Here is a 26,526-nt window from a genome sequence, read left to right on the forward strand (position 1 = left end):
GGGGAGCCGTCCACACATGGCACGAAGCGGAAATTGGCCGAAGGACCGCTATGGAAATGTTAGCGGATCTTCAGTGCCAAGCCATTGTAGACTATATGTGCCCGGAGGCTCTGCTCCCGCCCTATCAGATCAGTTGTGCTATGATGATCTCTCAAGACACACGCCAGCTTGCTCAAAGTAGCGACTGACCTCGGGACTCATCCTGTCACCGCTCCAGTATGCCCTCAGAGCAGCTGTATTGCCCTCCAACCACATCAGCAGGGCAGGACGTGAAATCGCCCACCGTCCGCCGATCTTGCGTCCTATGCCTTCCTCCGCCCACAGCCGCATCGTCTCGACACAGCGCCCGGCGATCTCTGCAGCTTCCTTGAGGCTCGCAACCTCCTGCCGGTTGACATGTCTGCGTGAAGCCTCCACGTCCACCGCCTCCCCAGACGCTGCCCGCGACTATCAGGGCTGTGCTCTTGCCGAGGGATGAACCGCCGACAAGATGCACCCCACCGCCCTCATCATTGAGTAGATCAACAAGAGGTCCAGCAAAGGCGGTCGAGAGGGCGAGCACTAGACGGGAGTTTCCGGCAGCAGGTCTTGCAACCTTCTCGATCCAATCGACAAGGGTGCCACTCTCGTCATAGCGGGCTGCATCGGCCTTCCCGTCATAGACTACCCTTTCACCGGGCTCCTGTCCGACTGTCGCATGGGGCAGAACGAACACGTCACCATGCCATCCACTGCGCCGCACGAGGCGGACACGCGAACCGCAGTTCAGACCAACCAAAGCAGCGTTGAACTTCTTTAGGCGGTCGGAATGTGGGGACAGTTCCAGTCCACCAGCCGCCAAGGGCTTCAGGACTTCCGTTCCATCTCCAATCAGATCAGCCAGCGGCAGGAAGTGGCGGTGCTGGATGTGGTCGCGGTCAAACCATTCGAGAGCAATGGACCATCCATCACCATTCGGATCGCGGGCAAGGCCCAGGACCATGAACGGGCCAGAAAGGCGGCTCCGTGGCTTGTCCTCACCAGGATCAAACCAAAGCCCCTTGCTGTCCAGGACATAACCATGAGGCCATTTGACGGAGTCGGATTGGCGCGGGCTCTCGGGCTCCAGGTCGGGAGTCCCGAGGCGTTCCATTCCATCAGCGAAAGGATCATTGTCGAGAGCGTTCAAGACCGCTGCTCCTTGGTCGTGCGAAGGTCGTTGAGGGTTCCAAGAGCTGCACGGGTGTAGGCCACAAGCCTGCGCACATTGTATTCAAGGCCTGCATCGTCGCGGATGTCGGCGTAGGTGACGCCGAGCTCTGCCTGAATGCAGGCCATGGCGAGCATTTCGCCAATGAATTCTCGGCAGGCATCGGGCGTCCCATGAGGGGCGCCCTGCGTTGAAGTGGGGTTGCTCAAGGCACGTACCCCCACTGAAGTTTGACGCGGATGGCACGAAGCCATGCAGCCTGTTTCTCAGTCGGCTCGTAGCCCGTCGCGGTGCGGTGGATCATGTCCACGACGAACTTGCGTTCCTTGTAGGAGAGATCCCCGCCGTCACGATTCCGGCACCAGATGGCTATTTCGCTCCAGGTCTCTGGCTCCTTCTCAGACGGTGGAGGCGCATAAGTGACTGGATTGTGCTGGCACAGAGCCTCCACGAGATTGTGGAAGTCCATGCCCGCTCCGTTGAGTGTTCTGCCGATAGCGCGGACGGCTGCGACCACCTCGCCGTCGTGGTCCGTGGCGAGCATCGGGATGAGCTTGGAGAGCTTCGGGGCAATGACCGCCATATCAGACATTGGCGAAGCCTCCTGTCTGAGCGAAGTGCTGAGCCAGCCGAGAGAGGCCCTGCTTCAAGAGAGAGGCTCGCTGCGAATTCCCGACACCACAGTTGTCGCGGCAGACCGAGACGACTGCTAAGGCGACGTTCTCGCCAAGGGAAAGGAGAGAGCGGCCAGCCGAGAGTCGTGCCTGTTGTTCAAGATGTCCGGCAGACTGCCAGAGAGCCGCCATGCGTTGGCCCGCTTGAAATTCACGATTATCGATGAGGCCCGCGTTACGAGCCCGAGCAAGAGCAGAGCCGGGAGTGCCAAACTCTTCGGGTGCCGTGTGGACACGCGGCCTGTAGCCAGTGTCTGGCGGGCGTGAATTATCCTTGCTCTGAATGAGCGTCGTGTTAGAAATGTATTGCATAAAATGAATACCTTGAGCCCCACGTGGTCCCCGTGTCGGGGTTCTCTTTTGTCCGCGTGAAAGGCCCGTACTGGGTTGAGGGATCACGCGGCGGTCGCGGTGCTTTCGGAAGTATTGGTGCGTATGTGGGCAGCGAACCATGCATCAAGGTCAGCAGGGTCATAGACCACGCGCTTGCCAATTTTGATGAAGGCGGGGCCGCCACCTGCCACCCGAAGTTTATCGAGGGTGGATTTGCCGAGGCCGAGGTATTCGGCTGCTTGAGGGGTATCGAGCTTCTTGCGGAATTTGCCGAGAAGTTCGTTGAGTTCGTTCACTGCTTGAGTCTCCGGTAGTATCCGGAGGGCGCTATTGCTCTCCGGTCGTGCGAAGACATTGGCAGTGGGCTGATGTGTCGTCTAAGCGGTAATGCCTTTGACCCTTAGCGCAGTTCCACCGCTGCACATGGGTCGGACCCTTCTAAAAATCGTGGGAAATGAGCCAGATTTATGGGTCCGGCCCATTGTCTAACCGATCTCAGATTTTTTCTTATTCCCCCGCCCGAGCTGGCTTTCCGGCTCCCTGAGAATAGTCGCCATGTATTCTACGAGCGTCTTTCCTAGGGGCTCTTGTCCAGTCCAAGCGAGCTTGATCTCCTCCATAATCGCTTCCTTTTTTGGCTGGTTCCCAGGCGTGATTTGCATCTTGCGAGCGATGCTCACGAGCACCTGAAGATAAGGCGATAGATGGATATCCAATCCACTGGGTTTTTCCGCGAATGGCTGGGAGAGAAGAAACCTTTCAAGGCTGGCCTGTTCCAGAAAGATGAACCCGATTTGATGGTTCGCCAGAAACGGCGGGAAGGGATTGGTCATTGACATTGTGCAGGAGTCAAAGCGACCCTGGACAGCTCCGTTCCAGTAATGCGCGGGTGTCGGTTCCATCTTCCCGCCAGTGGCGGGACGCCATGCCGATATAAGGTCACCAGCCTCACACCTTGTAATGATCTCAATCTGGACTGCTGCAGCGCGTTGTTCGGCTAATGACTCTTCCTGCTGGCGTGCCTTGTGGCGGGCCTGAAGTACCGCAGCAAAGCCTTCAGGATCAGCCTCGGCTGCTTTTCTGTCACGCGCTGTCCCAGCAAGCCATTCTTGTTCCTCGCTTGTCAGCTCATCATGGGACTTCTTGACCAGATCAAATATCGAGAAGGTGCTTGCTCTGTATGTCGGTGTGTGCGGCTCATAGCCTGTCCAATCCTCACCGTAGCGTGCCTGACCAATTCTGTGGAACGCTCGCGCAAGGAACACGTAACCTGCAGGATCTAGCGGCCATGATTTGACCAACCAAAACTTTGCTCGCCCATCTAAAACCCTCGGCTTTGATTTTGACGGCGCGTCCTTCTGCGTGGAGGGAACAGGGGGGAATCGGACGATACTTGCTCATTGCACCGCACATGCATTGCCCGCACTTTGAAAGGAGACATACGGCAGCCCCTGTGTGGTCGAAATTTTCGGGTGGCCGCCCTAGCCGTGTGCCGTCTCAACAATCCTTAGCCTACCTGATTGGGCCGCCTACATTGATTAGCCTTCTGCAGTTCAGTGACTAAGAACTCGTCCGTTCTCAGGGCCGTTCGTGCCGTTGGCGTCTTCAGAGCTTTGTCAAATGTAACCAAGGCCTCGTAGAGAGGCACATCAGTGCGCCTGCACCCAACCCAGAGCACAGTTTGCACGTATGCCAGACAGGCTGAAGCAAGCCGTTGGTCCACTTCGTTCGCTAGGCCATCAGTGCCATTAAGCAGATCCCAGAGCGGTTTGCATTCTGTGAAGAAACGATCTGGAGATAAGCCGCCGTACGAGCTGAGAGGCAAAGCCACACGGTCCTGCGCTTGAGCCGAGAGAGATGCGAGTGTTACCAGAAGAGCAGCCAGCATCCTCACAGTATCAATCCCTAGACCGATCCTTGAAGCGTACGCCAGCACCTCCGCCGTTTTCGGGGATGAACTGTATGCCAGCTTCCTCTAGGGCTTTCTGGATATCAGCAAGAGTCCGGTCATAGGGTGTGCGCTTGCCCGCCTCGAAGTCAGCGAGTGTCTTCTTCGATACCGATGCGGTTTCAGCCAACTGGCCTTGAGTCCATTCAAGCAGTGCTCTCGCCGCTCTGCACTGCCCCCTTGTCATTGCCATTTTTGCGCAACCTTACACTTTTAGTGTTGACCTGCTCGTAACCTTACACTAAAAGTGTCACATAACGCGATAGAGGCAACCCGTGGCTCTCCACCGCAAGATCGATTGGAACACCGCAATGCGCAACATGCGGGCCGACCGCGCCAAGCCTGTTGCTGCTGGCCTCCTCGCCTCCGTTTCCCTGGAACGTGCCCGCTTGGATCGTCTTGCCAAGGAAGCTGCTTCCCGCCCGTTATTCGTGGCCGGCTCCTTCGACCGCTCGGCCATCATGACCGCCGCTATCGCTCAAGCCCGCCTCCAGCGCGCCAAGGGCAACAAGGCCTCTTGGTCGCAGCTTCTCGCCTCCGCTCTCAAGTTCGCCTGCATCTGCGCCAAGCAGCAGCGCGCCTTCGCCACTCACTAATCAGCCGTATCCCAAAGGAGTCCGATATGCCTGCTACTCACCTTCGTCTTGTGGCCGTTGATGGCACTCAGATTGCCCCCGCTCCTCGCCGTCCTCGTGGCTGGAACGTCCGCCGTGAGCGGGAAATCCGGCCCTGCATCATCAAGGAGCACCGGGGCCACATCACGCATTCGCTGGATCGTCTCAAGACCCTGGCCAATGAGCTGGAAAGCAGCCTCGGCATCTCCCTTGGCGATGAGTTCGTGTGGTCTCGTCGGGACACTCTCAATCCTCGGCCTGATATGCCCGCCTGATCCCTTACCGCTACAGCACGACAGCATCACAGCACTGGACTTCATCGCGTAGACGACGGTACGGAACGACCACTTGGCTTCCGCGTTCTTCTGCCCATCCAGCAAGTTTCACAGTAGGTGCACCCTGCCCTTCCATCCTCTGGCAGTGGTGCCAAGGCCCGACCGGATTGTCGGGCCTTTTTCTTTGCCGGCACGCTGGCGCGGGAGGAGCCAGCCAATAGGCCATCTGGTCTATGTTTCCCTGCTTGTCGGGATGCTAACCTCAGGCCGGTCTACGGAGGGGACCGTGCAGCGCCACAACCCGAACTTGGACGAACATGGCCACAAATTAAGAGAGGCCAATATCCGCCTCGCTCGGTACGAGAGGCTAAGCCGTATTGCCCTCGTCTTGGTGTTGGTTCTCAACCTTGTTGTTCTCGCACTTGTCATGGGCCATCTTTGGGATCATCCGTGGACGCAGGAAAGCCTCCAAAGCGGCCTTCCATAAAGGCGTTTCTGTGAATTACGCGGATGATCGTCTCAATCGCGAAGAAGCGGTTTCCACCCCCTGACCTGCCGATCAGAGCAGAAGCGCGGTGGATCGCCAAAGAGCTGCCAATAGCTGACACCTGCCTGAGGGCTGCTCGTCCAAAACCCCGCAGTCAGCGGGAGAGCAGGTGGGGTCTCGTCCTCGATCATCCAGAGGATGATCGGTGTTCCGTCGCGTGGTGCAAGATGGACTGGCATCCAGTCGGCCGTTTCGTTCATGGCTCTCGATATCGATAGCTCGAGCGATACCCAATGCGGTACTTCACCTCTTCCTTGTATTCGCCGTTCCTTTCCAGCTTGCGCTAGTACTTGCACCGGCCGTCGTCGTATTCCTCGTTGAAAGCCCGACGCTCGCACCGGGGACGCTCATAGCCATAGCCGTACCCGCGGCCGGGTCCGTCGTAGTTGCGCTCATAGCCGCCGCGCCAGCGGCCGTGGCCGCTCTCGTCCTTCCACGGATCGGCGGAGGCGCTGCCCACCCATCCGACCAGGATCAGGCTCAGCGCGGCAGTCCATCCAAGAACCTTCATGGGGCAACTCCTGACGCTCTCGATGAGCGAACGTGGGGACATGGGGAAGGTTGCTCTATCAGGAGAAGTCTGAACCCGGCCCAAATGGCGACTCTGCCCCTTCACAGCGCTCCATAAACGTCCACACAGGCTTCTCGGGAACCTGCGGCTCAGTTAACAGTCTCAGTCAGGCGCTCCTGTATGCTTCTCTCCAGCTCAAGCATACCGTTGGTGATACTTGCCCAGCTTCCAGCCATCAGCACTGTGGCCGAGACATTCACAAGAGCTAGGACGATCACCAAAACCACCGTGAGGCGGGGAAACTCTTGCCGCTGTCGACCACGATCCCTTGACCAGTGGACCCTGAGGTGAAGGTTGGAGGCAATCATCGGGCTATTCCTCAGAGGAGTTCCAACCAAGACTGTCATATGATGAGCTTGGAGCGCGAACGGTGAGGTGTGCCAAGGCACCTGGAGGGATGCGAATTACGTGGCCTCCACGTGCGATCAGGCGCATAATTGAGAGCAATGTGGCACTGGCCCAGTTCGGCAACCGCCATGTCTAAGACACCGAACAGATGCGAGATACTTGCCAAGATTGATCAGGACATTGCCGAAGGCGAACGGCATGTGGCGGAGCAGATTGCCTTGCTCAAATGGATGAGCGAGGAATGTCTCGATACGACCTTGGCTCAGAACTTGCTCTTTAACCTAGAGCAAATCCTCGAGCATTGGCACGCCCACCGACAGTTGATCCTGGAGGCGAACCCGCAAGACCAAGCGCAGGATCTCTAATTCCATAAACGGCCTTCCGCGAAATTGCGGCCGTCTTGCACCGATGCTCTCTGCGCCTCAGCATTGGCAAGACCGTGTCGAGATAGCTGTGACAGGGGTGTGAAGGTTAAGATGGCTTATGCTGCCCAAAAGGCATGCAGCACCGGGGCAGGCTCATGAGCCAAAATGAGGTTCGTCGGTGCGCTCTGATGACCGTTGAAGGCGAGAAGGACAATATTATTGGACGGCGGCCAGACGGCTGCGGCTCTCGACCTCACGCCGTGGCGACTGCCATCTCCCGTGTCAGCCCCGATAAGGAATATTAACGGAGCAGCGCAGCTTTTATTCCCGATGGGCGCATGACCAAATAGTCCTATGGCAGCGCCGATGAACCCGGCAATGTATACTTGCCCGAGGTTTCCTTAGAGGCCGCTGATGCGCTGCTACTTTCATCTCGTGAACGGTCCCGAAACCATCCCGGATGACATGGGCATCGAGGTCTCAAATCTTGAGGCAGCGCAGGATTTCGCCCTTCAAGCCATCGATGATATCCGAGAAGAAGCAATCCAAGCCGGTGCGTCGTGGCAGGGCTGGCGGCTCGATATCGTGGATCCGTCCGGCAGCGTCCTCCTGTCCATCCCTCTAGGGCTAACGCTCCACTAGCCGCAGGATCGAAGCGTCAGGTGCTCTGGGTCAACGGCGGCTCAACCACCTGCGGTGTGGCCATTTGCCTGACGACGTTGATGATGGTCTCAGGCAGATAAGGCTTGGTGAGGAATGCCACGTCCTTCGGCAGGTCATCTTGACCGAGTTGCCGCCGCCCTGAGGTGACGATCACTCCGATCCTGGGCCAGCGTTCCTGGATCACCTGAGCCAACTCGATCCCATTCATGGACCCGGGCATCTCGATGTCCGTCACCACCGCCTGCACATCAGGGCGAGCCTCAAGGAGAGTAAGGGCCTCGTCCGCACTGACGGCCTCGAAAACCTTGAAGCCGGCCTCATCCGGAAAATCGGCCATGAACATGCGGACTAGGGTCAGGTCCTCGACAACGAGAACAACCATGCAGGGCTGAGCGACAGACATATGAAACGATAGGGCAAAGAAAGGATCTACGAAGGTTGGGTAAGGGCCAACGGCAAATGGTGCGGCTTCGTTCCTCCAGCCAGTGACCAGCCATCACAGGGGCGCGCTGCTGCCGCTTGCCCGCGCCTTGTTCCCAGCCTCGAAACCAGGATCGCTGTCCCCCGAAGGTAGGCTTTGATCTATCGGACAACTATCCTACTTCTCTCGTCCATGTCGGATCCTGCTGCCATGGTTGCGCGCCCCATTGTCCTCGTTGTCGAAGACGAACCGCTCGTTCGGGCACTTGCGGTCGATGTCTTCGAGGAGGAGGGCTTCGAGGTGATCGAGGCGCCGTCTGCCGATTACGCTCTGACCGTTCTTACTGCTCGTGAGGACGTGAACGTGCTCTTCACAGACGTTGATATGCCCGGTCAGTTGAACGGCTTGGAACTGGCCGATGCTGCCAAAGCGATGTACCCGCAGATTGTGGTGATTGTCGTCTCCGGTAAGCTGCCATCCGGGTTCAGTGGCGTGGCGCCTGAGGCTCGCTTCATGCCGAAGCCTTACCGGATGACGAACGTTATCCAGATGATCCGCCATACGATGGCCGAACGATCTGGCCTGGCATAGCGACACAGACCAGTTCTGGCATTAACTACGTATGAATTTGATCTTTAATTAGGCCACTTGGCCTAATGGACACGCCGGGTTGATCCGCGTTCTCTCGCCTTGACGTACTTTGGGGCTGCTATGATCAACCTGGACCGAGCCAGCGAACTGACTGAGATCCGAAAGCATCTCGGGTTCACACAGCCAGCGATGGCGCATCTCCTCGAATTGAATACCCGGAAATATCAGGCGTTCGAGTGGGGAGAGTGTGAAATCCCCAACCTCTATATCCTGGCTGCCGAGCGGATCGCACTGGCTTATGCAGTCATGGACAAAGCCCCTATGAAAGTGCCGTCTGCACTACGGGAAGAGGCGCTCATTCTCGCGAGGCTGACTGAAGCCTTGAGCCCGGCCGTCCAGCACTGATCGCCATGCCGAGAGGTCCCTTGGGCGACAGGGGATGGTTGGAATAAGAGCCTGAGGCAGGCACGCGCTCACTGTATTACGATAGGAAACGTCGGAGAGGGCATGGGCAGGAGGTTCAGGCGCGGTTTAACTCCAAAATGTATGGTCGCATACTTTGCCGTCGGAGGTGCCCATGCGCTGCTACTTTCATCTCGTGAACGGCAGTGACGTCGTCCCCGACGACATGGGGGTGGAGGTCGCCAGCCTGGAGATGGCCCAGAGCCTTGCATACCGAGCCATCCAGGAGATCCGGGCAGAGGCCGATCTGGTCGATGAGGAATGGCGCGGCTGGCGTCTGAACGTCGTCTGCTCGCAGGGGAGCGTCCTCGCGTCCATCTGCCTGAGCGCAACCCTTCAGTGACCCCAGGCCCTTCAAGAACGCCGCCAAGCCGCACGCCGACGCAGAACTGCTGCGGCTCATAGCCGAGCACGCCACGGCGCAAGCCCGCGTCGAGGCGGCGGAGGCGGCCTTGCTGGCTGATCCCCGCAGCCTGTCGGATGCCGAGTTCGACGCTCTCTGCTACGAGATGTTCGATGTCCGGGATGCGATCCAGGCGCAGCCCGCCCGCACGAACGACGGCCTCGCCGTCAAGGCGCGCATCGCGGCCCGGTACCTGCAAGCGCCTGACGACTGGGATTTGGCCTTGGAGCGCATCACGCTGAGCCTCGTCGCGGACATTCTGCGCCTGAACGAAAAGAGCCGCCCCGAAGGTGCCGCTGCCGTCCTGCGCGGGCATGCGGCTCCAGGCCGGTCGTGAGAATGAGGGAGGCCACGATGAAACGGCCCGGCGACATGAAGCGGCGGCAACAGGCAGCATACCGCAAAGGATGGAACGACGCGATGGACGCCCTCGATCTGCGCATTGAGGTTCTGCGCCGCGACGGGCACTTGAGCGACGAAGCCCCTGCCGTTCCCTGTAAACCGTCATCGAAACGCCGCCGCCGGAGCTGGCGGAGATCGAGCCGGAAGGCGGCCACGGCGCTTCCGAGAGGGCGTGACGCAAGATTGCTTAAGCCGAACAGGTGGAACCGGAAGCCCGGCCTGGTGGCGGGGCTTCTGTCGTTCAGGGGGTTATGCGGCTGGGGCAGCTGAACGGCCACACAGGAGGAGGCTACAGACCCAGGTGGCACTCACATTGGTTGCTGCGCCGCAACCTTTCGCTATGGTGCGCTGCAACCTTTCGCCCCGGATGGCGTTAATACGGGCTAATGCCATCTCGGGGCGCGGTCTTGCTGAAGCGTTTTCTAGATCTTGCAGGGGTGCCATGGACGCCGCTGGATGTCGGGCTCGTCGCGACTGCGATCACCGCCGCCAGCGCGGCTGCGGTCCTGTGTTCGCAGTTGCCATAGTCGCGATGTGGTGCGCTGCGACGCTGAGGGCAGGATCACAGCCTACAGAGGATTGCGCTGACCTCATGCCATGCGTGGCAGATCGGCCCTTCAAGGCTCTTTTCTACCACCGTTCATTTGAGCCTTGAGAACATTCGAGGCATTGAACGTGACGACTCTGCGCGACCGTGCCGAGGAAATCCTGATCCTCTTGCATGAGGGCACGTCCGAGACTGTCGTTGAGCGACTGCAGGTCGAGATGAAGTAGGAGGGCGGCTACGCCGTCGCAGAGAGAGCTTGAGGTCGAAGCCTCAAACCAAGCAGATCCACATCGGAATCATGCAGTTCATCCCGGATTAGGCGACCAAGCATCGTCAGACTGCTTTTTTGGATGCCGCGACACGAGCGAGTTCTGCTCTGATCGCTTTGGCGGCCCTGGTCCCAATGCCCGGCACCGATCGTTCGATCTGGTTAGCCGCAGCGTTTAGCTGATGGATCGTCATAATGTTCTGTTTCTCTAGCGCCCTCCAGACGTAGTAAGGCAGACGCAGCCCAGCAATCGGCCCTCTGCAGTCTTCAAAATAGGGATTGGGCACTCCATCACCTCCTGATCCTGATCGCGGGAGCGTCGAAATTTAGAGAGTTCGTCGAAGAACTTGTTTCTGCGGGGTCTTGGTGAGGAGATGCCTGAAGGCAGGCTTTGGTCTTGGTGATCGAGAGCCTAATGCATCGTCTCGGGGCGGCGGCTCATAAAGAGCACTGGCCGCTTCCAGAGGAAAAAGTGATCCTGCTCCGCCAAGCCCAACTGCCGATCTTTTTCGAGACGTGCGATTTGCGCCTCGACAGCCGCGAGCTGACGCTCAAGCCGAACAACACGCCGACGCGTTCTCGGCGGCAGCTTCCGTGTCTTGCTTCTCATTAAAGCGCCCCAAATGTGCAGCCCTGCCATCGCTCAAGAGAGTGATTGGCAGTTTGCTGATGACGATGTAGCGCCCCTAAAATTCTTATTATTTGATTGGACTTTGCTGTTTCAGCAGTAATCCGTCTGTCAGGAAGCCAACAGTGCGGCAATCTTCTGTTAATTTATGTTAACTTGTCGCAGCCCGTCACTTGGGTGGAGGCGGCTTTAGCCAAAACTGCAGACGATTATTGAGGCCTTGACAGCCTTGCCTAGCGGAGAGGACTTGCAATCCTCTGCATAACCGCTCTGTAGGGCAGAGGGATGATCCACTCCGGAGTACGGCGATTGTCCTGCGGCAAGGCACCCCGAAGCCGACTATGGTTTGTCGGCCTGGAGCTGCGGCGGCTCCTCACAGCATTCGTGGATCAGGCAAGGGAGGCCGGAGATGGTGTCGTTTGCGGCCTCTCCACTGTCCCGCAAAAAGCTCCCTCGTCATGAAGATCTGGCGAGGGAGCAGGTCCCAGAGGATGTCCATCAATGCGTACCGTACTAAATCTTCCGCAATGAGTCTTATTCCTATGACGATCCCGCCACTTGAGAAAACTCTTCGGCGTCCCAGAGGCTTGTCGGCAGTAAAAGCCAAAGATCCGCCTGTATGTCGCCTCGTATCAGCCGAGATTGGCGCGCCGCAATCGTTAGTCATCTTCAGGTGCGAGATGACACATGCACATGGACGAGCCTTTCCCTCTGGATGCCGTGCCGTCGCGGGTCAGAACGGTAATCTTGAACCAGTTCAAGGGCCGCTGTCCCAGCATCCGAGAGGTGGCCGAAATCCCCGACCGCTACTGGCTCTCAACTCCGGATATCGGTCCGGCCCACCTCAAGAAGATCCACAGCATCATCGGCCCACATCTCCCGCAGACAGTTCGTCCCTCATCGGCTCATCTGAGCGATGCCGAACTCCTGGACCGCCTTGAACGGCTCCAAAAGGACATTCGCTGGCTTCAGAACCAACTGAAGGCAAGGCTGCACCAAGCTCCCCGACGCAAGCCAAACCGCCAGTGGCATAAGCTAGCGGTGCAAGACGCACGCCATCAGCAATCCTCTCAGAACCCGTCTTCGCCGCCGCAGCCGACTGGATAGCAGAGCCGGGTTTACAGAGAACAGGTCGATGTAGCTGGCGGCCAAGACCCCTTAACCATTCGTTAACGTTTCGGGCGCAGCCTTCTCTTGTGCCTGTTGGCACGTGCACGGTTGTTCCCTGGAACCGGCCGTGAAAGGCGGCCTCCCTAGAGCGCCACGAGCACAGGCGCTCTTTCTTTGTGGGCTCTCGTCGATCCCGGGTCCGGCTGTCCCTTCTTGGCCCTCCATGCATCCGTTATGAAAATTTACTGGGTGAAAACCTCCGAAGCCTTCCCGGATGACAGTTGGCTTGAGACGGAGTTCACGTGCTTTGACGAGCACACGCCGGATCGGGAGAGCGACAGCCGGTGGGATACCTACATCGGCAATGTCTATCAGGAGCCGCACGGACCACAGCAGGGCATGTGGGCTTGGAGCATGACGGCTACTCCCCCAGGTCCAAGGCTCCCGTTCCCGAGGAGCGGCAGGGAAGCCACGCGCAGAGAAGCCGGGCACCGTCTTGTCGAGTGCTATGAGCGGATGTTGAAGTTCTACGATAGATGCTAGCCGCCTCGCACGTTTTTGGGAGGCGTGCATACACACACTGCTTTGCGGTCGACATACACCAGAGTTTTGGCGCCCTCGCGGATAGCATTATCGCAAAGGTCCTGTTTCTCACTGATGATGTGTAGCGGAGCGTGTAGCTTCTTCTCTAGTTCAGCAATTCCAACGGGGTTTTGCTTACCCCACCACTCGGAAGTCAGGTCATCAATTAAGCCACCCCCACACCACTCGTAGGTGAAAAGGCGGATATCCAAATCGCTATCCGGTCGATGGTCTCCGCGGACCCGGCTCCCGAAGATATAGACGGCTGGGACGCCGGGCACGTGCTCTAGCCAATCGGCAATGATTTTCGCGATAGCTTCAAGATCTGGGCGGCCCATGGTTCACCTAGCGCATTCAACGACCTGGGGTGCTATAGCCCCCTCGCTATGGGGGCGGTGTGACCAACATCCTTCTATTTCTGATCCTGTGCGCAGTCCTGGGCAGTTCTGGGATGGTGAGCCCTTGGATGAGCTATGTTGCGCTTGCTGTCATGGTGCTGCTGTGGGTTGCCATCGGCATCATACGTTTCGAGGATTGGCAGAAGGCACGTGCCGCCACTCGTTAGCCGAAAGGTCGCGTTCGTCTGGCGCTTGAGCGAGGAGCGAAGTCCCTCGTTGAGCCTGCCTTCATCCTCCTGTTCGGGGGCGCTGGGTTGTACGTCCTCTATTACGTCATCCTCATGCTCAAATAGGCATGCACGAGAGCCTTGATACCTCTTTGTGGGCTGCGGCGCATGATCAAGAGAGATGCATGAGGCGCAAGAAAAGGGGCAGTCTTGCGACCCCCCTGCTCAAAAGAGCCCCTGCCTAGCCACGCAAAGCCCAACCGCGCCTTGCCATGACCAGCCACGTTAGACGGCTTGCGCCATGAAGCGCCCGAACTTTGGACGCCAATCGCCGATCCCGACGACCGTGCCCGCTGTGCGGACCATTTCCTCAACCTCCGACCGGTTCAACTGACCGGGCATGAAGCCTACGGAAATCTCAGATGCCCACGCTCTGAAGATTGGGCGCGTTCTCATAACCTTGTTCCGCTGGACCTTGAGGCCAGCGACAAGGCGAAACCGCTCATCGGCCCACAGCTCGTTGGCTGTGCGAGGACCTTCATACTCAATTGGGAAATTCCCGCTCGAAATGATGCCGGCTTTTGCCTGCTGTCCCTTGCGCATCTTCTTGGCGGCCTCGACCAGTGCGGCTTCGATAACCTCGCCAGGGATGACCCGTTCGCCGTTGTCGAGATAGAGCCCACCCAGGAACTCCAGCCGTGCCAACTCCTCAAAGTCAGCATCCGTCTTGGCTCGCTTGCCTGATACCCGCTTCATCTCCTTGGCTATTGGATCGAGCGGGTTGGCGAGGCGTCCATTGTGACAGATCAGGCCCGATACGCCGGTAAGACGAAACTTCGATCTCTCGTACTGCATGGGCGCTCTCAATGTGGCTTGGCGTAATGCGCTTCACGTCATCCACTTGGTGGATGCGGGCGGCATAGCGACGACGGCGGATCAGGGTTGAGATGGCGTGGTGGCAGCCATCAGGTCCGCCACATAAGGTTGTCAGGTCATCAACGGCTTCGGTGCCAAGCACTGCCGGATAGCAGCGATGGTGAACCTCCAGGTTCTCGCTCGCATTGCAGCCCCGGCAGCGGAAGCCATCACGAGCCAGCGCTTCCTGGCGCAAGGCCGTCCATCGAGGGGATGCGATGTATTCCTCATAGGTCACGCCCGTTGTCCTCAGACGATGGACCGGAAGCGGGAATCACTTCCGCACCTAGATTAAAGCTTGGCTGTTTGCTGAGGGAGAACGGCGCTCTCGGGGAGCTAGGGAAACATTCTGCGCTCTGAGATATAATGTCCGCCGCGTCGGGTGCTATGAGCGCCTGCTGAGGTTCTATGGCCGGGTCTAAGGGGCTCGGACGGCGAATTACTCCCATCCACAGGAAGGGTTCGACCCAAACCCAGAGCTGGGCAATTCTCTAATTCTGCCTACCGGGTGCTTACCGAGGCTGAAGACGGCGAGAGGTTAAAGGTTCTAATCCCGTCTAAGCCTTTGATTTTAAATGGTACAGCCGCCCCGGCTCGAACGGGGGACCCCCAGATCCACAATCTGGTGCTCTAACCAACTGAGCTACGGCTGCACGTGAGGCAGGGTGTAATCGCGCCCGCGATCAATTTCAAGGCTTCTTTGAGGTCGCAGAGGCAGAAATGACGACGGCGGGCCGTTTCGCCCGCCGTTGCAAAGGGTTAAGTTTAGAAAACCTTACTCGGCGGTGGCTCCGGCAGCCTTGAGGACCGGGGTCCAGCGGGCCACTTCGCTATTGACGAGCTTCTGGAGGCCGTCCGGGGTGCGCTCCTCGGCGCTCGGGAGGACGCCGCCGAGTTCCAGCAGGCGCTTCTTGGTGTTCTCGTCGTCGAGGGACTTCACGAGGGCGTCGTTGAGCTTCTTGACCACGTCTGCGGGCGTGCCCTTCGGAGCGAACACGGCGTTCCACGCGCTGACCTGATAGTCACCGAGGCCGGCTTCCTTCGTGGTCGGCACGTTCGGCAGAACCGGCGAACGCTCAGGAGTGGCGATGGCGAAGGCCTTGATGTTGCCGCCCTGGATCTGCGGGGCCACGTTGACGATCTGGTCGGTCATGTAATCGACCGTGTTGGCCATGAGATCGTTCAGCGCCGGACCCGTGCCGCGATAGGCCACCATGGTGGGCTTCGCCTTGATGATCGAGTTGAACAGAATACCCGTGGAGTGGGATACGGAGCCCACGCCCGCATGGGCCATGTTCACCTTCTCGCCATTGGCCTTCATGTAATCGAGGAAGCCCTTCAGATCGTTGGCCGGGAAATCCTTCTTGGCCACGATGACAATGGGCGTGCCGGCGGCCATGCCGATGGCAGCGAAGTCTTTCGTCGGATCGTATTTCAGATTCGGATACAGAGCCGGCGCTGCGCCATGGGTGCCCATGTGGCCCATCATGATGGTGTAGCCGTCCGGCTGGGCCTGCGCGGCGCGGGTGATGCCCGTGGTGCCACCGGCGCCGGCCACGTTCTCGATAACGATCTGCTGACCGAGCGTGCGGGACATGTGGTCCGTCACGATGCGGGCCACGACGTCCGTCGGGCCACCGGCCGCGAAGGGCACGATCATGGTGATCGGACGGGCCGGATAATTCTGAGCCTGCGCCCCCGTTGCGGCAAGGCCGGCGACGGCAGCAAGGGCCAATGCGATCTTCTTCATCAAATTCCTCCCAAGGAAAGTTATGAGCTTACATTGTGGGCGCCACGGCCCCGAATGCAAGCTACTCGGTGAACACCTCGTCCCTCCCCTTTCGTATGGAGGGCAGGAGCGCGATGACGAGCAGGATGGCGGCCACGGCCAGGAGCCCTGCGCTAACCGGACGCTCGATAAAAGTTTCAAGCGACCCGCGCGACAGGATCAGTGCACGGCGGAGGTTCTCTTCCATCAGCTTGCCCAGCACGAAGCCCAGCAGCATCGGCGCAGGCTCGAAGCCGAACTTGATCAGGATGTAGCCCACGAAGCCGAAGAGAGCGATGAACATCACGTCCGTCGGCAGCGAGTTGATGGAGTAGATGCCGATGCAGCAGAACATCAGGATTGCCGGGAACAGCAGGCGATACGGCACTTTCAGCAGCCGCACCCAAACGCCCACCAGCGGCAGGTTGATGATGAGCAGCATGAGGTTGCCGATCCACATGGAGGCGATCATGCCCCAGAACAGATCGGGGTTCTTGGTCATCACCTGAGGGCCCGGAATGATGCCATGGATCGTCATCGCGCCGACCATCAGGGCCATCACCGCATTCGGCGGGATGCCGAGCGTGAGCAACGGGATGAAGGAGGTCTGCGCACCGGCATTATTGGCGGATTCAGGCCCGGCCACGCCCTCGATGGCGCCACGGCCGAAGCGGCGCGGATCCTTGGCGATCTTCTTTTCCAGAGTGTACGACGCGAAGGGGCCGAGCACGGCCCCGTTACCCGGCAGGATGCCCAGCATGGCGCCGATGAGCGTTCCGCGGATCGCCGGCTTATAGGCTTGCCTGAAGTCATCCCTGGTCGGCAACAGACTGCCGATGGCTTGGCGCACCACGTCGCGATGCTCGGTGTGATCGAGGTTTCGCATGATCTCGGCAATGCCGAAGATGCCCATGGCCAGCACCGCGAAATCGATCCCGTCCGAGAGGAAGGCGAGACCGAAGGTCATGCGCTCCTCGCCCGTTTCGAGATCGAGGCCGACCGTGGAGAGCAGGACGCCGAGAACGATCATGGCCACAGCCTTGAGGATCGATCCGCGGGCGAGCACCACCGCGAAGACGAGACCCATGACCATGAGAGAGAAATATTCCGTCGGGCCGAAGAGCAGGGCGAGGCCGGTGAGCGGCTTGCCGAGGGCCGCGATGACAAGGGTCGCTACCGTGCCGGCGAAGAACGAACCGATGGCCGCCACGCCGAGCGCCACGCCGGCACGGCCTTGGCGCGCCATCTGGTGACCGTCGAGAGCCGTCACCACCGATGTCGCTTCACCGGGAATGTTGACGAGAATCGCCGTGGTCGAGCCACCATACTGCGCGCCGTAATAGATGCCGGCGAGCATGATGAGTGCGCCCGTCGGGTCGAGGCTGAAGGTGATCGGCAGGAGCATCGCGATGGTGGCGATCGGCCCGACGCCGGGCAACACGCCGATCAGCGTACCGACAAGGCAGCCGATGAAGGCCGACAGGATGTTCTGTACCGAGAAGGCAACGGAGAAGCCGAGGCCGAGATTGGAAAACAGATCGCCCATCAGATCCTCCCGTCATGGTCGGCGACATCGATCGTCGTCGTGCGACGGCCGCGGGTCGTCACAGACACAAGGGCGGCCAAAACTGCCATGACCGCGGCAACGGTACGCAGAATGGCGTTCTGCGACCAGTCGGCAGGGAACAGCTCGGCCAGAGCCCGCGGGAACAGCGGAATCGGCAGGTTGAGCAAAGCGCCATCGCCGAAGAGCACCATGCAGAAGGGCGTCAGGCTCAAGCTGAGGATCACAAGATCCCTGAAACGTGCCTCCGGCGTCGCGAAGCCGCCGATGAGGATGGCGAGCGGCCCTGCCACCATGAGGCCGAGCCCCGGAACGGCGAGATCCCCGAAGGCATAGCCGCGGATCGTCACGCCGAAGGCCAGGATCGCCGAGATGATGAAGAAGGGCCCTCTGATGCTCCAACGCTCCAGCGGCTCACCATCCTTGATGAAGGCGAAGACGAGGAGAGCAAGCCCCGAGAGGCCGACGCCGAAGGCGAGCCAGCGGGGAAGCATGGCAGGACCCATGGCGTTCAGGGTGCCCTGGTCCAGGTCCTTCGTGAGCCAAAGCGCCAGCGCCGCAAGAAAGAGCAGGAAGAGCCCCCCGGCAAGGCTTTGCGGGGCCCGGACCGGCCCATGGCGCGAAGCCGCCCCTGAGCCTTCGTGAGAAGCAGACATGAACGACCTCCCGAACGGACGCGCTGAGGCGCCCACCTGTTTCATCCGCTATGTGGCCCAAGGCACCGGCTTGGATCAAGCGCCTGTACCGTAAGGCTTTAGTCTTCTCAACAGATCCTGCTCACCCGCTCGAGAGCCTGGACTCGCGGAACGAAGCCTGACAAAAATCCTTATGTCGCACGAGCGCCCCTCGGAAAGCATGGACGGTATGACTTGATCGACCGCCTCGGCTTGTCTAGAAGTTCGCGCTGATAGCCAGGCCGGGCCCCTCTGGTCGCTCTCCTTTGAGCGGCGATGTCGGACTGGATGAACCAGGGTGGCCTGGATTCGTTCAAGCAGACGGTTTTGCCCGATTTTTAAGCCAGGGGTCGGCTCGGTCGGCCGAGCTGGTGCGGGACAAGGGTCTTCTCGAACGTATCGCATGCGCTGCTCTTCAACCGACAATGAGGCAACGCATGTTTGAACTCTCACAATTCTTCGGACCCGAGATTGTCGCTTTCCTGATGGTGATCGGCATCGACCTGGCGCTCGCCGGTGACAATGCCATCGTCATCGGCCTTGCCGCCGCAGGCCTTCCCAAGGAACAGCGCAACAAGGCCATTCTGCTCGGTGTTCTCGCGGCTACGGCCCTGCGCATCGTCTTCGCCCTCGTGACGACCCAGCTTCTGGCCATCGTGGGTCTGCTCCTGGCCGGTGGCATTCTGCTGCTGTGGGTCTGCTGGAAGATGTGGCGCGAGCTGCGCACGACCCATGAGGAAGAAGAGGCCGCCGAGGAGGCGCTGGAAGGCGTGGACCTCAACAAGGACGGCACCATCGCCGGCGGCGCACCGCGCAAGACCTTTGCCCAGGCCGCTTGGCAGATCGTCATCGCCGACGTGTCGATGTCCCTCGACAACGTGCTCGCCGTGGCCGGAGCGGCGCGTGAGCATCCCTACATCCTGGCCTTCGGTCTGCTCCTCTCCATCGCCCTCATGGGCGTTGCCGCGTCCTTCATCGCCCGCCTGCTCCAGCGCTATCGCTGGATCGCCTATGTGGGCCTTGCGATCATCCTCTATGTGGCGCTCAAGATGATCTACGAAGGCTTCGCGGAAGTGTATCCCTACATGAACGCGGCGCTTACTTAAGAAGTATTCGGGCACTCGACCATCGTTACGATTGACGGCGGGGATGCGGGAGGGCAGAGAGCTTGACCCTGATGTCCTCTTCTCCCCGCCCTTTCTTTTCTCTGGCAGGTCTTCGCCACGGCGCACGCGCCGCGCTGCCTGCTTTTCCCGGCTTCGTCATGTTCGCCGCGGCCTTCGGCACGGCGGCTGCCCAGAAGGGTTTGTCTCTTGCAGAAGCGATGGGCCTGAGCGCCTTCGTCTATGCAGGCGCATCGCAGATGGTGGGGCTCGAGATCTGGCAGCAGGTTTGGACGCACACGACGATCCTCACCATCATGACGGTCACCGCCGTCGTGAACTCGCGCATGATTCTGCTGGGGGCCACGCTCCAGCCCTGGCTGCGGCATGAGCCTCTTGCCCGGAGCGCCCTCAATCTCTTTCTCATCACGGAAGCCGGTTGGCTCATCGGCACGCGCTATCACAACGAAGGCGGGCGTGACGTCGGCGTGCTTCTCGGAACTGGCCTCGTGCTCTGGCTGGTGTGGCAGATCGCAACGATCGTCGGGTTCTTCGCCGGTGCGCTCGTGCCGGAGCCGAAGCGCTTCGGGCTCGATTTCGTGATGCCGATCTTCTTCAGCGTGATGCTGGTGCCACTCTGGAAAGGACCTCGCACCGCCCTCCCCTGGCTGGTGGCGGGCTTCGTGTCATTCGTCGTGCATGCCCTCGTGCCGGGTTACGGATTCATCATCGCCGGCGCGCTGGCCGGCGTCATTGCAGGGATGCTGATCGAATGAGTGAGTTCAGCGCCTTCATCACGAGCCCCTGGGGCTCGGTCCTTGCAATCGCGGCCATGACGCTCGTCACGTTCCTGTGCCGGATCGGCGGCGTCGTGCTCATGAGCCACGTGCGCATCACGCCGCGCGTCGAACGCGGACTTCGCGCGCTTCCGGGCTCCATCATTCTCGCGACGATCCTGCCCGTTGCGCTCGACAATGGCTTTCCTGCGCTCATCACGCTTGGTGCTGCCATTGCCGTGATGGCGCTCACCCGCATCGACCTTCTCGGTCTTGCGGCGGGCCTAGGCACCCTCTCCGTCATCCGGGCTCTTCTGTGAGCTCTTGAGCCGCAAACGAATGCGATACATCAAGCCGTCGCGGATGTTGCGATAGGCATCGAGCACATGGTCGCGGGAGCCTTGTGTGATCGTCGGATCAGGCGTCGGCCAATATTCGACCTCAGCCGCGATGGTGCGCGTCAGTTCAAGTGCCGCGTGGTGCGCTTCCGGCGAGAGAGTGATGATGAGATCGAAGTTGAGCCCCTCCCACTCCTCAAGCTCATCCAGCGTGCGCGGCCTGTGCTTGGAGGCGTCGATGCCGATCTCGGCAAGGATGGATACCATAAAGCTGTCCGGCTCGCTTTTACGGACGCCGGCGGACTGCACATAGATGGACTTGCCGAAATAGTGGCGCGCGATCGCCTCGGCCATGGGCGAGCGAACGGAATTCATCGCGCAGACGAACAGAACCGAGTGAATCCGCTTCGGGCGCGCGTCGTCCACGCGTCAGCCTTTCCAGTGAAGCGCGAAAATCAGCGTGAACAGGCGTCGCGCGGTGTCGAAATCAACATCGAGTTTTCCGTCGAGACGCTGGCGCAGGATCTCCGCAGCTTCGTTGTGCAGGCCACGACGCCCCATGTCGATGGCTTCGATTTGCGCCGGAGAAGCCGAGCGGATTGCCTGATAATAGCTCTCGCAGATCATCTCGTAGTCGCGGATGACCTTCCGAAACGGCGTCAGCGACAAGTGATGCGAGACGAGATGCGCACCGTCCTGCGACGAGATTTCGAAACAGAGCTTTTTCTCGATCAGCGAGATGCGCAAGGCATAAGGGCCGCCGTCATAGTTCGGCAGTGAAAAGCTATTCTCTTCGAGAATATCGTAGATCGCGATGGCCCGCTCATGTTCCTGATCGGGATTGCCGCGGCCGATGGATGCCTCGTCGAGGGTGACCGCGACCAGGCGGCACCGCTCCTTCGTTGTGCTCGACATCCCCCCTCCGACAAGCCTCACAGGTTCAGGCGGATCGCTATGGACCGTGCATGCCCCTCCAATCCCTCAGACCGCCCGAGGGCGATGGCTGCGGGGCCGAGCGCCCGCAAGGCGCCCGGATCGCACTTCAGGATCGAGGTTCGCTTCATGAAGTCAAGCACTCCGAGGCCGGAGGAGAACCGGGCGGAGCGCGCCGTGGGGAGAACGTGGTTGGGGCCCCCCACGTAATCGCCAATGGCTTCCGGCGTGTGGCTGCCGAGGAAGATCGCGCCCGCATTGCGCACTTGGGCTGCCAGTTCCTCCGCATTTTCGGCTTCGATTTCGAGATGCTCGGGTGCCAGACGGTCGACGAGCGGAATGGCGTTTCCGATCTTGTCGATCAGGATGATAGCGCCGTAGTCACGCCAGCTTGCGCCGGCGATCTCCGCCTTCGGGAGGGTCTGGAGCTGGCGCCCGACCGCCTGCTCGACGGCATCGGCCAGGGTGGCGCTGTCGGTGATGAGGATCGATTGCGCGGCGGGATCGTGCTCGGCCTGGGCCAAGAGATCAGCGGCGATCCAATCGGGATTGGCATGGGAATCGGCGAGGATGAGAACCTCGGAGGGGCCCGCAATCATGTCGATGCCCACTTGCCCGAACACGCGGCGCTTGGCGGCGGCCACATAGGCATTGCCAGGGCCGACGATCTTGGCGACGGGCTTGACGGTGGCGGTGCCATAGGCCAGAGCCGCAACCGCCTGTGCGCCACCGATCCGGAAGACCTCGTCGACGCCGGCGAGACGCGCTGCCGCCAGCACGAGAGGATTGGTTTCGCCGCGCGGGGTCGGCACCACCATGGCAACGCGGGGAACGCCCGCGACCTTTGCGGGCACGGCGTTCATGAGAACGGAGGACGGATAGCTCGCGCGTCCGCCTGGAACGTAGAGGCCCACCGATTCAATCGCCGTCCAACGCCAGCCGAGCGTGACGCCCAAGGCATCCGTCGTCAGCGAATCTTGAGGACGTTGCGCTCGGTGATAGGCCTCGATGCGCTCCTTCGCGAGAGCGAGAGCCTCAAGCGCCTCCTTCGAGCACTGGGCTTCCGCCGCATCGATCTCCTCGTTGGAGATGCGCAGCGTCTCGGGCTGCAGCGCCAGTCCATCGAAGCGGTAGGTGTAGTCGATGAGAGCCTCGTCGCCCTTGACCACCACATCCTCGATGATGGCGCGTACCGCCTGGTCCACGTCCTCGGACACCTCGCGCTTGGCCGAGAGCAAAGCCGCGAAAGTGGAAGGGAACGAGGTCTCCCGCGCGTCGAGCCGTCGAGCCATCACAGGCGCTCCGCCTGCTCAAGGTCCTTGTGCTCAGGGCGGCTTTCGGCGGCCCAGACCGGACCGATATCTTTCATCTGCATTTCGATGCACTCCAGGTCCACCTGGATGGCTCCACCGTCGGCAAAGATCAAGGTGGCGGTGCCCGAAGGAGCGTCTCCTTCGTCGAAGGCAATAGCGAGAAGGTTAAGAACGGTATCCTTCTTGGCCTGGTCGATGCCACGCACGCGCACCGCCTTCACATGCTCGAAATGCATGCAGGTCAACCGGCGCTGGGGAGTGTCCGCTTCCCAGTCGTAGCGCCGCACCTGGATGGCGAAGCGGCGCTCCTTGCGGAGATAGACGATATCGCCGACCCGAAGCAGCGAATCCTGCAGGTGGGCCGAGATGACGGCAAGATCTTCCGGGTCTAACGCAACGAGTCTCAGGAGGTCCATGGCCCTAAACCTATGTTGAACTTTGATGTTTAGGTAGAGAGCCGCAGTCTCGTGCGCAACCTTTCCCCTGCCGTGATGCCTCGGGTTTTGGCGAGAAGCAGAGGCAAAAACGCCTCCGCCCGATCAACCTCGCACGCGCTCGATCTCGGCGCCGCAGCGGGCGAGCTTGGCCTCGAGGGCCTCGAAGCCCCGGTCCAAGTGGTAGACGCGGTTGATGGTGGTCTCGCCCTCGGCCACGAGGCCGGCGATCACCAGGGACACGGACGCGCGAAGATCCGTTGCCATGACCGGGGCGCCCTTCAAGGTGGGAACGCCATCCACATAGGCACTGTCGCCATCGAGGCGGATATGAGCACCAAGGCGCGCCAGCTCCTGCACGTGCATGAAGCGGTTCTCGAAGATCGTCTCGCGGATGCGCGACGTGCCGTTGGCGCGGGTCATGAGAGCCATGAACTGGGCCTGCAGGTCCGTGGGAAAGCCCGGAAACGGATCCGTCGTCACGTCCACGGCCTGGATGCCATTGCCGTTCCGGCGGATGCGGATGCCGCTATGGGTCGAGGAAACCTCGGCTCCGGCTTGGCCCAGGACGTCCAGAGCAGCCTGAAGATACTCGGCGCGGGTGTTTTCCAGAACCAGATCGCCGCCGGTCATGGCAACCGCCATGGCATAGGTGCCGGTCTCGATTCGGTCGGGCATCACGTCATGGGAGGCGCCGTAGAGGCTGGAGACGCCTTCCACCACGATCTCGGAGGTCCCGGCACCTTGGATCTTGGCACCCATCTTGATCAGGCAGGCGGCCAGATCCGCCACCTCGGGCTCGCGGGCTGCGTTGCGGATCACGGTGGTGCCTTGAGCAAGCGTTGCCGCCATCAGGGCCACGTGGGTGCCGCCGACGGTGACCTTCGGGAAGTCGATCTCGGCGCCATGGAGCCCCTTGGGGGCCGTAGCGACCACATAGCCGCCTTCGATCTCGATGGCAGCGCCGAGCTTGGCGAGCGCCATGATGAGCAGGTCCACCGGGCGAGTGCCGATGGCGCAGCCGCCGGGCATGGAGACCTTGGCATGGCCGAAGCGGGCGACCAGCGGGGCAATGACCCAGAAGCTGGCACGCATGGTGGAGACCAGCTCGTAAGGCGCGCAGGTATCGATGATGCTCTTGGCCGTCACGCGGATCGTCTGGCCGGTCTCGGAGGACTGGCCGGGCCTGCGGCCGGCGATGGAGTGATCCACGCCGAAATTGCTCATGATGCGCAGGAGCGAGGAGATGTCCGCGAGCCGCGGCACGTTGCCGAGCTCAAGCGTATCCTCCGTCAGCAGGCTTGCGATCATGAGAGGCAGAGCCGCATTCTTGGCGCCGGAGATCGGGATCAACCCATTGAGAGGCGCGCCGCCCCGGATGCGAATGCGATCCATAAACTCTTTCCCTTAAATCTTGCGAGCCTAACGCTATGCGCGTCTTGAGCGTTATAGGCTAGTCTGACGGCTTGTCGCGCTCAGCTGAAACGCTCAAGCTCCCGCTTTCGGTTCCAGTCGAGGTTGACCCCGCCTTGGCCGCCTGCTGCCGCCCTCTAGCCTGAGCCTTCCGTTTTCTCAGGTTTTCCTTTAAAGCCGCCTTAAGCCGTTCGGCTTTGTCTTGCGATTTCACGTCAGTCATGGTTCACGCGACCCATCGTCGCCTTGTTCCATAAAGGCTTCGCAAGCGGCCCTCAACCGCAATATCAAAATCTGGACTTTGACCGGGATCAATGTCGTCTGGCATAATGAGTTTGTAAATCCCGGGGCATTGCGTTGCCCACCCGGTGAGATGATGAATTACCAAGATTTCTTCACGTCAGCCCTCGATCGCCTTCAGGCGGAGCGCCGCTATCGCGTTTTCGCGGATATCGAGCGTAAGGCGGGCCACTTTCCCCATGCCACCTGGCACAGTCCCCAGGGCCCGCGCCCGATTACCGTCTGGTGCTCCAACGATTATCTTGGCATGGGCCAGAACCGGGACGTGACCCGCGCCATGGTGGAGGCCGCCTGGCGGCTCGGCACCGGCGCCGGCGGCACCCGCAACATCTCCGGCAACAGCCACCCCATCGTGGAGCTCGAGGCGGAGCTCGCTGACCTCCATGGCAAGGAAGCGGCCCTCGTCTTCACCTCGGGCTACGTGTCGAATCAGACCGGCATCTCCACGCTGGCGAAGCTGATTCCCAACTGTCTGATCCTCTCGGACGCCCTGAACCACAACTCCATGATCGAAGGTGTGCGCCAGTCGGGCTGTGACAAGGCGATTTTCCGCCATAACGACCTCGAGCACCTGGAGGAGCTGCTACAGGCGGCCGGCAACCGGCCGAAGCTCATCGTGTTCGAGAGCGTCTATTCCATGGACGGGGACGTCTCCCCCATCCACGCCATCTGCGATCTGGCCGAGCGCTACAACGCCATGACCTATCTCGATGAGGTCCATGCGGTGGGCATGTACGGCCCTCGCGGCGGCGGGATCGCCGAGCGGGACGGCGCCATGCACCGGGTCGATGTGATCGAGGGCACCCTCGGCAAGGCCTTCGGCGTCATGGGCGGATATCTCACCGGCACCAGGGCCGTGATGGACGCCGTGCGCAGTTTCGCCCCCGGTTTCATCTTCACCACCGCCCTCCCCCCAGCGGTGGCGGCGGCCGCGACCGCCTCGATTCGCCATCTGAAGGCCTCCTCCAAGGAGCGGCAGATGCAGCAGCGTCAGGTAGCCCGCACCAAGGCGGTGCTGAGCGGCCTCGGCATTCCGATCATGGACACAGTGACCCATATCGTGCCGGTGATGGTGGGCGATGCGGAGGCCTGCAAGGCGGCCTCCGACCGCCTGCTGGAGAAGCACGGCATCTATATTCAGCCGATCAACTACCCCACCGTGCCCCGCGGCACGGAGCGCCTGCGCATTACCCCGGGCCCCTTCCACACGGACGCCCATATCAACGCTCTGGGCGCGGCGCTTGTGGAGGTCTGGACCGCCCTGAAGCTCCCTTTCGGGCCAAAAGCACAGGCCGCTGAATAAAAGATCGATTTCAATCTTGCGCATGGGGCCGCGCTGTGGCAGTAAGCGGCCCTCTTCGTTGGCGGGCTGCCGTAGCTCAGTGGTAGAGCACTCCCTTGGTAAGGGAGAGGTCGAGAGTTCGATCCTCTCTGGCAGCACCATCTTTCTAGCTTTAAGCTCAACGGCTTAGCTAATGCTCCGAACCCC

At 60.5% G+C, this 26,526-nt stretch carries 33 protein-coding genes and 2 tRNA genes; 15 read left to right on the forward strand and 20 right to left on the reverse strand.

The genetic code is table 11. From position 1 onward, the window contains the following. Positions 1 to 205: 205 nt before the first annotated feature. The 6 genes from AA309_RS23795 to AA309_RS23825 form a co-directional block, all read right to left on the reverse strand. Complete coding sequence (locus AA309_RS23795) at positions 206 to 1,168, reverse strand: DUF927 domain-containing protein (RefSeq protein WP_052954953.1); 963 nt, start codon at positions 1,166 to 1,168, stop codon at positions 206 to 208. Continuing rightward, a complete protein-coding gene (locus AA309_RS35445) occupies positions 1,165 to 1,398 on the reverse strand; it encodes a hypothetical protein (RefSeq protein WP_160310536.1) in 234 nt (77 codons plus the stop codon). Before AA309_RS35445 ends, AA309_RS23795 begins: the two co-directional genes overlap by 4 nt. Further along, positions 1,395 to 1,781: a hypothetical protein gene (locus AA309_RS23800; protein WP_150117718.1), complete on the reverse strand. Its 387-nt coding sequence runs from the start codon at positions 1,779 to 1,781 to the stop codon at positions 1,395 to 1,397. The genes AA309_RS35445 and AA309_RS23800 overlap by 4 nt, the downstream gene beginning before the upstream one ends. A 477-nt stretch (positions 1,782 to 2,258) precedes the next feature. Beyond that, the gene (locus tag AA309_RS23810) at positions 2,259 to 2,492 is read right to left on the reverse strand and encodes a helix-turn-helix transcriptional regulator (RefSeq protein WP_047191526.1); all 234 of its coding nucleotides are present in this window, start codon (positions 2,490 to 2,492) and stop codon (positions 2,259 to 2,261) included. A gap of 189 nt (positions 2,493 to 2,681) precedes the next feature. After that, positions 2,682 to 3,461: a hypothetical protein gene (locus tag AA309_RS23815; protein WP_047191527.1), complete on the reverse strand. Its 780-nt coding sequence runs from the start codon at positions 3,459 to 3,461 to the stop codon at positions 2,682 to 2,684. A 633-nt stretch (positions 3,462 to 4,094) separates the two neighbouring features. Then, the gene (locus AA309_RS23825) at positions 4,095 to 4,337 is read right to left on the reverse strand and encodes a helix-turn-helix transcriptional regulator (protein WP_047191529.1); all 243 of its coding nucleotides are present in this window, start codon (positions 4,335 to 4,337) and stop codon (positions 4,095 to 4,097) included. 82 nt (positions 4,338 to 4,419) lie between these two features. On the opposite strand from AA309_RS23825, the gene AA309_RS23830 reads away from it, so the two are divergent. Together AA309_RS23830 and AA309_RS34590 are read left to right on the forward strand one after the other, a co-directional pair. Beyond that, positions 4,420 to 4,740, forward strand: a complete 321-nt coding sequence (locus tag AA309_RS23830) for a hypothetical protein (protein WP_052954954.1) — start codon at positions 4,420 to 4,422, stop codon at positions 4,738 to 4,740. 26 nt (positions 4,741 to 4,766) lie between these two features. Then, positions 4,767 to 5,033, forward strand: a complete 267-nt coding sequence (locus tag AA309_RS34590; RefSeq protein WP_150117719.1) for a hypothetical protein — start codon at positions 4,767 to 4,769, stop codon at positions 5,031 to 5,033. A gap of 519 nt (positions 5,034 to 5,552) precedes the next feature. On the opposite strand, the gene AA309_RS23840 is transcribed toward AA309_RS34590, so the two are convergent. Together AA309_RS23840 and AA309_RS23845 are read right to left on the reverse strand one after the other, a co-directional pair. Beyond that, complete coding sequence (locus AA309_RS23840) at positions 5,553 to 5,780, reverse strand: hypothetical protein (protein WP_047191531.1); 228 nt, start codon at positions 5,778 to 5,780, stop codon at positions 5,553 to 5,555. 83 nt (positions 5,781 to 5,863) lie between these two features. After that, positions 5,864 to 6,091, reverse strand: a complete 228-nt coding sequence (locus AA309_RS23845) for a hypothetical protein (RefSeq protein ID WP_244470470.1) — start codon at positions 6,089 to 6,091, stop codon at positions 5,864 to 5,866. Between the two features lie 536 nt (positions 6,092 to 6,627). Between AA309_RS23845 and AA309_RS23855 the strand changes: the two genes are divergently transcribed. Together AA309_RS23855 and AA309_RS23860 are read left to right on the forward strand one after the other, a co-directional pair. Beyond that, the gene (locus tag AA309_RS23855) at positions 6,628 to 6,864 is read left to right on the forward strand and encodes a hypothetical protein (RefSeq protein ID WP_047191533.1); all 237 of its coding nucleotides are present in this window, start codon (positions 6,628 to 6,630) and stop codon (positions 6,862 to 6,864) included. Positions 6,865 to 7,278: 414 nt separating this feature from the next. Beyond that, on the forward strand, positions 7,279 to 7,506 hold the full coding sequence (locus tag AA309_RS23860; RefSeq protein WP_047191534.1) for a DUF6894 family protein: 228 nt from the start codon (positions 7,279 to 7,281) through the stop codon (positions 7,504 to 7,506). A gap of 16 nt (positions 7,507 to 7,522) precedes the next feature. On the opposite strand, the gene AA309_RS23865 is transcribed toward AA309_RS23860, so the two are convergent. After that, positions 7,523 to 7,909: a response regulator gene (locus AA309_RS23865; RefSeq protein ID WP_084731576.1), complete on the reverse strand. Its 387-nt coding sequence runs from the start codon at positions 7,907 to 7,909 to the stop codon at positions 7,523 to 7,525. Positions 7,910 to 8,158: 249 nt separating this feature from the next. On the opposite strand from AA309_RS23865, the gene AA309_RS23870 reads away from it, so the two are divergent. From AA309_RS23870 to AA309_RS23905, 6 genes are all read left to right on the forward strand, one after another. Continuing rightward, a complete protein-coding gene (locus AA309_RS23870; RefSeq protein WP_047191564.1) occupies positions 8,159 to 8,539 on the forward strand; it encodes a response regulator in 381 nt (126 codons plus the stop codon). A 120-nt stretch (positions 8,540 to 8,659) separates the two neighbouring features. Next, positions 8,660 to 8,944: a transcriptional regulator gene (locus AA309_RS23875; RefSeq protein ID WP_084731578.1), complete on the forward strand. Its 285-nt coding sequence runs from the start codon at positions 8,660 to 8,662 to the stop codon at positions 8,942 to 8,944. A 172-nt stretch (positions 8,945 to 9,116) separates the two neighbouring features. Next, positions 9,117 to 9,344, forward strand: coding sequence for a DUF6894 family protein (locus AA309_RS23880; protein ID WP_047191537.1), 228 nt, complete (start codon positions 9,117 to 9,119; stop codon positions 9,342 to 9,344). A 109-nt stretch (positions 9,345 to 9,453) separates the two neighbouring features. Next, on the forward strand, positions 9,454 to 9,741 hold the full coding sequence (locus AA309_RS23885) for a hypothetical protein (RefSeq protein WP_047191538.1): 288 nt from the start codon (positions 9,454 to 9,456) through the stop codon (positions 9,739 to 9,741). Between the two features lie 1,277 nt (positions 9,742 to 11,018). Then, entirely contained in the window at positions 11,019 to 11,234 is a 216-nt protein-coding gene (locus AA309_RS35450; protein WP_160310537.1) for a hypothetical protein, read from the forward strand. A gap of 708 nt (positions 11,235 to 11,942) precedes the next feature. Next, on the forward strand, positions 11,943 to 12,356 hold the full coding sequence (locus AA309_RS23905) for a hypothetical protein (protein ID WP_150117722.1): 414 nt from the start codon (positions 11,943 to 11,945) through the stop codon (positions 12,354 to 12,356). A gap of 542 nt (positions 12,357 to 12,898) precedes the next feature. Here AA309_RS23905 and AA309_RS37840 read toward each other — a convergent pair. From AA309_RS37840 to AA309_RS23945, 6 genes are all read right to left on the reverse strand, one after another. Next, on the reverse strand, positions 12,899 to 13,279 hold the full coding sequence (locus AA309_RS37840; protein WP_047191544.1) for a nucleotidyltransferase domain-containing protein: 381 nt from the start codon (positions 13,277 to 13,279) through the stop codon (positions 12,899 to 12,901). A gap of 512 nt (positions 13,280 to 13,791) precedes the next feature. Further along, positions 13,792 to 14,361 carry a hypothetical protein gene (locus AA309_RS23920; RefSeq protein ID WP_047191545.1) on the reverse strand — a complete coding sequence of 190 codons (570 nt, stop codon included), beginning with the start codon at positions 14,359 to 14,361 and terminating at the stop codon, positions 13,792 to 13,794. A 636-nt stretch (positions 14,362 to 14,997) separates the two neighbouring features. Beyond that, positions 14,998 to 15,074 (reverse strand) — tRNA-His (locus AA309_RS23930). Between the two features lie 122 nt (positions 15,075 to 15,196). Continuing rightward, a complete protein-coding gene (locus AA309_RS23935) occupies positions 15,197 to 16,171 on the reverse strand; it encodes a tripartite tricarboxylate transporter substrate-binding protein (RefSeq protein ID WP_047191546.1) in 975 nt (324 codons plus the stop codon). 61 nt (positions 16,172 to 16,232) lie between these two features. After that, positions 16,233 to 17,735 (reverse strand): tripartite tricarboxylate transporter permease, encoded by a 1,503-nt coding sequence (locus tag AA309_RS23940; RefSeq protein ID WP_047191547.1) that lies wholly within the window; start codon positions 17,733 to 17,735, stop codon positions 16,233 to 16,235. After that, on the reverse strand, positions 17,735 to 18,409 hold the full coding sequence (locus AA309_RS23945; protein ID WP_047191548.1) for a tripartite tricarboxylate transporter TctB family protein: 675 nt from the start codon (positions 18,407 to 18,409) through the stop codon (positions 17,735 to 17,737). Before AA309_RS23945 ends, AA309_RS23940 begins: the two co-directional genes overlap by 1 nt. A 455-nt stretch (positions 18,410 to 18,864) precedes the next feature. Between AA309_RS23945 and AA309_RS23950 the strand changes: the two genes are divergently transcribed. The 3 genes from AA309_RS23950 to AA309_RS23960 all read left to right on the forward strand — a co-directional run bounded on the left by AA309_RS23950 (position 18,865) and on the right by AA309_RS23960 (position 20,626). Further along, the gene (locus AA309_RS23950) at positions 18,865 to 19,533 is read left to right on the forward strand and encodes a TerC family protein (protein ID WP_047191549.1); all 669 of its coding nucleotides are present in this window, start codon (positions 18,865 to 18,867) and stop codon (positions 19,531 to 19,533) included. Between the two features lie 71 nt (positions 19,534 to 19,604). Then, positions 19,605 to 20,306 (forward strand): AzlC family ABC transporter permease, encoded by a 702-nt coding sequence (locus tag AA309_RS23955; protein WP_047191550.1) that lies wholly within the window; start codon positions 19,605 to 19,607, stop codon positions 20,304 to 20,306. After that, complete coding sequence (locus tag AA309_RS23960) at positions 20,303 to 20,626, forward strand: AzlD family protein (protein WP_047191551.1); 324 nt, start codon at positions 20,303 to 20,305, stop codon at positions 20,624 to 20,626. The genes AA309_RS23955 and AA309_RS23960 overlap by 4 nt, the downstream gene beginning before the upstream one ends. Here AA309_RS23960 and AA309_RS23965 read toward each other — a convergent pair. The 5 genes from AA309_RS23965 to murA form a co-directional block, all read right to left on the reverse strand. Then, the gene (locus AA309_RS23965; protein WP_280136925.1) at positions 20,591 to 21,070 is read right to left on the reverse strand and encodes an arsenate-mycothiol transferase ArsC; all 480 of its coding nucleotides are present in this window, start codon (positions 21,068 to 21,070) and stop codon (positions 20,591 to 20,593) included. The genes AA309_RS23960 and AA309_RS23965 overlap by 36 nt on opposite strands. Before the next feature lie 3 nt (positions 21,071 to 21,073). After that, complete coding sequence (locus tag AA309_RS23970; protein ID WP_047191552.1) at positions 21,074 to 21,559, reverse strand: UPF0262 family protein; 486 nt, start codon at positions 21,557 to 21,559, stop codon at positions 21,074 to 21,076. A 17-nt stretch (positions 21,560 to 21,576) separates the two neighbouring features. Beyond that, positions 21,577 to 22,869, reverse strand: a complete 1,293-nt coding sequence (hisD, locus tag AA309_RS23975) for a histidinol dehydrogenase (protein WP_047191553.1) — start codon at positions 22,867 to 22,869, stop codon at positions 21,577 to 21,579. After that, positions 22,869 to 23,306: a DUF2948 family protein gene (locus AA309_RS23980; RefSeq protein ID WP_047191554.1), complete on the reverse strand. Its 438-nt coding sequence runs from the start codon at positions 23,304 to 23,306 to the stop codon at positions 22,869 to 22,871. The genes hisD and AA309_RS23980 overlap by 1 nt, the downstream gene beginning before the upstream one ends. Positions 23,307 to 23,429: 123 nt before the next feature. Further along, positions 23,430 to 24,719 carry a UDP-N-acetylglucosamine 1-carboxyvinyltransferase gene (gene murA / locus AA309_RS23985; protein WP_047191555.1) on the reverse strand — a complete coding sequence of 430 codons (1,290 nt, stop codon included), beginning with the start codon at positions 24,717 to 24,719 and terminating at the stop codon, positions 23,430 to 23,432. Between the two features lie 394 nt (positions 24,720 to 25,113). On the opposite strand from murA, the gene hemA reads away from it, so the two are divergent. Together hemA and AA309_RS23995 are read left to right on the forward strand one after the other, a co-directional pair. After that, positions 25,114 to 26,340, forward strand: a complete 1,227-nt coding sequence (gene hemA / locus AA309_RS23990; RefSeq protein ID WP_047191556.1) for a 5-aminolevulinate synthase — start codon at positions 25,114 to 25,116, stop codon at positions 26,338 to 26,340. Between the two features lie 65 nt (positions 26,341 to 26,405). Then, positions 26,406 to 26,480 (forward strand) — tRNA-Thr (locus AA309_RS23995). The last annotated feature ends 46 nt before the right edge of the window (positions 26,481 to 26,526 follow it).

This window comes from Microvirga vignae (genome assembly GCF_001017175.1).
Lineage (GTDB): Bacteria > Pseudomonadota > Alphaproteobacteria > Rhizobiales > Beijerinckiaceae > Microvirga > Microvirga vignae.